Annotated in this window: 1 protein-coding gene; it reads left to right on the plus strand. The window is 70.2% G+C overall.

What is annotated here, in order from left to right:
- The coding region (locus JT719_RS24885; protein WP_207436466.1) for an OmpA family protein at positions 1–258 on the plus strand (258 nt) is incomplete at both ends.

Consider the following 258-nt stretch of genomic DNA (forward strand, 5'->3'; position numbering starts at 1 on the left):
CCCGTCGGACATCAACTGGGTACTGCGGGTGGACGGTCACACCGACAGCCGGCCGATCAACCGCAACCTCTACCCGTCCAACTGGGAGCTGTCGGCGGCCCGCGCCATCTCGGTGGTCAAGTACCTCACCTCCCAGGGCCTGCCGCCGGAACGGCTCGCCGCCGCCGGCTTCGGCGAGTTCCAGCCGCTCGACCCCGGCACCAGCGAGGAAGCCCTGGCCCGCAACCGCCGCATCGAGCTGAAGCTGGACCAACGCTG

Origin of the sequence: Sabulibacter ruber, assembly GCF_017355955.1 — a bacterium.
Lineage (GTDB): Bacteria > Bacteroidota > Bacteroidia > Cytophagales > Hymenobacteraceae > Nibribacter > Nibribacter ruber_A.